The following is a 4610-nucleotide window of genomic DNA, read 5'->3' as shown; positions in this document are numbered from 1 at the left end:
AGCGTGCGCGTGCCCGCCGGCACGAGGTCCGGGCGTTGCAGGCGCCCGGCCGTCTTCGGGAACGCGTAGCGGGCGCCGTTGACGAGGCCGCCGCCGAGGACGCCGAACTTCCCGGCCAGCGCGGGCAGCGCGAAGACCGCGCGGACGCCGCTGCCGCCGTTCTGGTTGCGCTCGAGCCCGTTGCCGACGCTGATCGCGGCCGGCGAGATCGTCGCGTACCACTCGGCGAGCGTGCTCACGTGGCTCTCGGGCACGCCGCAGACCCGCGCCGCCTCGGCGACGCTCCAGCGCCGCGCGAGCGTCATGTACTCCTCGAAGCCCTCGACGTGGCGGGCGATGAATTCCCGGTCGAGCGCGCCGCGCCGCTCCAGCTCGGCGGCCAGCGCCCACGCGAGCACGACGTCGGTGCCGGGCCGCAGCGCCACGTGGAGATCGGCCTGCCGGGCAACCGGCGTCCGCCGCGGATCGACGACGACGAGCTTCGCGCCCCGCTTGCGCGCGCGGTTGATCACCGGCATCAGGTGGAGGTTCGACCACGTGACGTTATTGCCCCAGGCGACGATGAGCCGCGCGTGCTCGGCCTGCTCGGGCCGCATGCCCGGCGCAGCGCCGTACGTCCCCACCCACGCCTCGGTGCGGATGCCGCCGCAGAGCGGTCCGCGCTCGAGGAGGCTCGCGCCGAGCCGGTGGAAGAAGCGCAGGTCCATCGAGCCGCCCGCGAGGCTGCCGTGCGGGCCGGCGTAGTTCAGCGGCAGGATGGCCTGCGGGCCGTGGGCGGCGACGATCGCCGTGAAGCGCGCGTGGATCGTGTCGAGCGCCTCCTGCCACGAGATCCGCTCGAAGCGCGGCTCACCGCGCGGGCCCGTGCGGCGCAGCGGCGTCCTGATCCGCCGCTCGCCGTGGACGAACGCCGGGTACGCGGCGGGCACCTTCGCGCACAGCACGCCGGCCGTGTAGGGGTTGGCGTGTGAGCCGCGGATCGAGACGATGCGCTCGGCCTCCACGGTGACGGTGAGGCTGCACGTGTCGGGACAGTCGAGGGGGCAGACGCTGTGGCGTTCCGAGCTCATGGGCCCTCATGCTACCGCAAACTCTCCGAACGGTAAACGCGCGGGTCCGGGGTTCGTCAGTGATAGCGAGGGCGCTCGAGCGCCCGGAAGGAGAAACGACCATGACACTGCGCAAGACTGTCGCCCTCGCGCTGATGATGGCAATCGCGCTCTGGAGCGCAACGGTGTTCGCCGACGGCGGCCACTGGGGCCGGCACGGCGGCACGGGCGGCTGGAGCGGCGCGATCCTCCGGAGCGTCGGCCTCACCGACGCCCAGAGGGCGCAGATCCGTCAGATCTACACCAGCCACCGGCCACAGCTCCGCGCCCTCGGGCAACAGCTCCGCGCGGCGCAGGCGCAGCTCGGCGACCAGCTCTACGGCGCCGGCGCCCCGACGGACGCGACGCTCGGCCCGCTGACGCAGCAGCTCGACCAGCTGCGCGGCCAGCTCGCGAAGGAGCGGGTCCAGCTCGCGCTCGAGATCCGTAACGTCCTGACCGCGGACCAGCTCGCGAAGGCGGCGCAGGTCCGCCAGCAGCTCCGGCAGCTCCGCGAGCAGCGGCGGAACCTCCTCCAGCCGACCGGCTAGCCCCGTCGGTCCTGGCCACGGTGCCTGGCTCACTCACGCCGTCGCCCACCTGAGCCGGACGCCTCCCTCGCGGCGCGGGCGACAGAGGAGAACGGGCACCGTGGCCTTCCGCGCGACCGCGCGCGTCGTTCCGCCTCCGAGCAGGCGGCGGAGCCAGCCGTCCGTCTGCGTCAGCGCGATGAGGTCGGCGTCCCAGGCGTGAGCTTCGACCAGGATCTCGCGCGCCGCGCTGCCGAAGCGCACGACGCTCTCCGCCGGCACGCCCCGGAGCCACGGCTCGGCGCGGCGGAAGTCGTCGAGCGCCTGAGCGCCGAGCCGCTCCATCTCCTGGTCCACGGTCGCGACGACGCGGTCGGACTTCGCGCTGCGCGGCTCCGGGATCGGCCAGACCCGCAGGCAGCGGACGACCGCGCCGCTCTCTCGCGCCAGCGCCGCCACCACGGACAGCACGGCCTCGGCGTCGTCATGCGCGCTCAGCGGGACGAGGATGCGCCTGGGCGTCATCCCTGGCTCCGTAGCCGCTCGGCGAGCTTCAGGCACTGGCGGCTCACTTCGTGGTCGCCGAGCTTCTCGAACGCCTCGGCGACACGCAGGACACCGTCCACGGACTTCTCCGCGTTCGCGCGGCCGAGGGCGGCCAGGTACGCCAGCCGCGCGTTCGGCTTCGCCGCGCTCGGCGTGCCTGTCGCCCTCCCGATCTCGAGGAACGCGTCGCCCACCTCGACCAGCGCGTCCCAGCGCCGGCTCGCGAGCGCCGCGGCGTTGGCGTCGTGCCACGCGTGCACGGCCGCGCTGATGTCGCCGCGCGCGAGCGCGTCGTCCAGGACGTGAAGGTGGGCGGTCCACGAGGCGTCGGCATCCTGCCGGCGCGCCGTTTCGACGTCGCCGCGGTGGGCCAGCGCGATCCCCACCGCGAGCGCGGTGAATGCGGAAAGACCGATCAGCATCCGAATCATCCGTCCTCCTTGTCAGAGACGAAACGCTTGTCAGAGACGAAAACGGCGCCGCAGGTCTCCTCACGAGACCTCGGCGCCACTGCTCGGGTCATCGGCTTCACCGATGAAGCCCGGCGTCCTGCTACTGCACTGCGCGTGCCAGCGAGCGACGCGCGCTATCGTGACACGGATTCTGCTAGGTCACACCGTCACTTGTCACGCGTCAGACCCGCGTGTCGCTCGCGTGACATGTGCTGCTCGCGGCAGCAATTTTCTGACGCTCTGATGATTTCTGCGGCTGACAGAGGAGGGATTACCGGAGCTCGTCCGACAGGTCCACGCGCTCCTCGAACGGCCGGACGAGCCCCGTGATCGCGACGGTCGCCGTCTTGCTCGGCTCGTCGAAGCTGAGAAATCCGTCGATGTAGAATCTCTTGTTCGCCTCGGACTCCAGTGATTTCCGAACATCTGGTGGATAGTCCGGCGGCAGACTCTCAAGAACGCCCGGCGCGGTCCTCAGCGCCAGCTTCTCTCGCGGAAAGCTCCATTGCTTGACGAGCCGGCCGCGTCCTGTCGCAGTCGGGCGCACGACGAGGAAGAATTCATAGCTGTAATCGAGGTGAGTCACGGTGTACCAGGGACCGTGGATTCTCAAAACCTTCTTGCCGAAGAGCTCCGCGCTCTCGCCCGGTCGACTGACGCGCGCGACCATCCCGCCGTCCATCGACCACGCTCCGCCTCCGAGCGTACTTTCATTCTCGAGGCTAATGCCGTAGCGCGTCCGGTCAGCCCCAATCGGCGAGGATCGTATCTCGTCTCGGCCGACGGATGCCGACTTCTTTCCATGGAACCAGCTTCCGTATTCGCCGGCCAGCATACGTGCTTTCCAGGTCTCGTCGAGCGCCTCGCGCGCCGGCGCGATATCGAGAAGGCATCCCTGGAGGAGCAGGGGAAGAACGAGCACGAAACAGCCCAGCCCACGTTTCATGTCAGTAGCGCCCTCCAAGAGGCTGTCCGACACCGCGGCTCTCAAAAATCGTTTGTACGATTGTGTCCTGCACGATCATCTTTCGGGTGATGTCTCCATGGAATGCCTCGGGAGCGAAAATGTTTGCGACTGCGCCCTCGACCTCCGGCCCCCCAAACCACCAGCTTCGCCGCTGGTAGAAGTTGGTCACGGGAGCGCCGGGAGGCGCTTTCACGTCCGGGGCCGAGAAGGGGTCGATCGTGAAGACGTGGTCGGGCCCGATCCCGCAGTCGGCGACGAGGCGCCGCGCAACGCGGAGCGCCTTCTCCCCGCCCCAGCTGTGTCCGATGATGAACAGCGGATGCCCGCTCTTCTTGAGATTGCACGCCCGCTCGAACGCCTCATCGGTTTGACCGCTGTTGAGGATCGCCACGACCTTCTCGCGGGGCTCGAGGCGGTTCGCGATCTGCGTGAGACCAGGGTTCACCGGGTTGGCTCCCGCACTCGACCCGCCCGGGCCACTCGAGGCCGAGCCCCCGGTGATGATGATCGTCTCCAGCCCGAAGGGGTCGAGCGCGCCGAGCGGGTTGTTCCCCAAGTACGCGTACCGATTCGCGCCGAGGCCCGGCAGGAGGTCCGCGCCGAGGAAGCGGTGGAGCGCCGGCGCGTAGTACCGCGCGCGGAAGTAGAGGAGCCCGGTGCCGTCGTTCTCACGTCCCGCGAACTGCAGCGGGTTGTCGGACGCTGGCCCCTCGGCCGTCGCGAGACCGAAGGGGTCGTACACGTAGCGCGTGGTGAGGGCGCCGGCCGCGTCGGTGAGCCCGAGGATCGAGCCGAGGTGGTCGGTGAGGTAGTAGGCGCCGGCGCCGCGGGCCACGGGGGCATCGACGAAGGGCAAGCGCAGATACGCGGTGGCAAGCCCGTTGACGACCTCCTGGGCGATGTCGGGTCCATCATAGAGGAACTGGGTCGTCACGTCGTTGATCGTCTTCGCGATGCGGCGCCCGACCGCGTCGTAGAGGAACGACGCGCTGAGGGCGGGCCCGGTCAGGCGGACGAGGCGGTTGCG

At 70.1% G+C, this 4610-nt stretch carries 6 protein-coding genes; 1 reads left to right on the top strand and 5 read right to left on the bottom strand.

The window, feature by feature from the left end; translation table 11 throughout:
- A partial coding sequence (locus VKG64_03105) for a molybdopterin-dependent oxidoreductase (protein HKB24018.1) occupies positions 1–1070 on the bottom strand: 1070 nt, incomplete at its 3' end.
- Between the two features lie 101 nt (positions 1071–1171).
- On the opposite strand from VKG64_03105, the gene VKG64_03100 reads away from it, so the two are divergent.
- Complete coding sequence (locus VKG64_03100; protein HKB24017.1) at positions 1172–1639, top strand: periplasmic heavy metal sensor; 468 nt, start codon at positions 1172–1174, stop codon at positions 1637–1639.
- 33 nt (positions 1640–1672) lie between these two features.
- Here the strand turns inward: VKG64_03100 and VKG64_03095 are convergent, their stop codons facing one another.
- From VKG64_03095 to VKG64_03080, 4 genes are all read right to left on the bottom strand, one after another.
- Positions 1673–2143 (bottom strand): universal stress protein, encoded by a 471-nt coding sequence (locus VKG64_03095; protein ID HKB24016.1) that lies wholly within the window; start codon positions 2141–2143, stop codon positions 1673–1675.
- Entirely contained in the window at positions 2140–2595 is a 456-nt protein-coding gene (locus VKG64_03090; protein HKB24015.1) for a hypothetical protein, read from the bottom strand. The genes VKG64_03095 and VKG64_03090 overlap by 4 nt, the downstream gene beginning before the upstream one ends.
- A gap of 292 nt (positions 2596–2887) precedes the next feature.
- On the bottom strand, positions 2888–3562 hold the full coding sequence (locus VKG64_03085) for a hypothetical protein (GenBank protein HKB24014.1): 675 nt from the start codon (positions 3560–3562) through the stop codon (positions 2888–2890).
- 1 nt (position 3563) lies between these two features.
- Positions 3564–4610: RHS repeat-associated core domain-containing protein (locus tag VKG64_03080; protein HKB24013.1), on the bottom strand; the 1047-nt coding region annotated here is incomplete at its 5' end.

It is taken from the genome of Candidatus Methylomirabilota bacterium (assembly GCA_035260325.1).
Lineage (GTDB): Bacteria > Methylomirabilota > Methylomirabilia > Rokubacteriales > CSP1-6 > AR19.
Note: the sequence above shows the minus strand (reverse complement) of the source record. Positions and strands in the feature narration are given on the sequence as shown.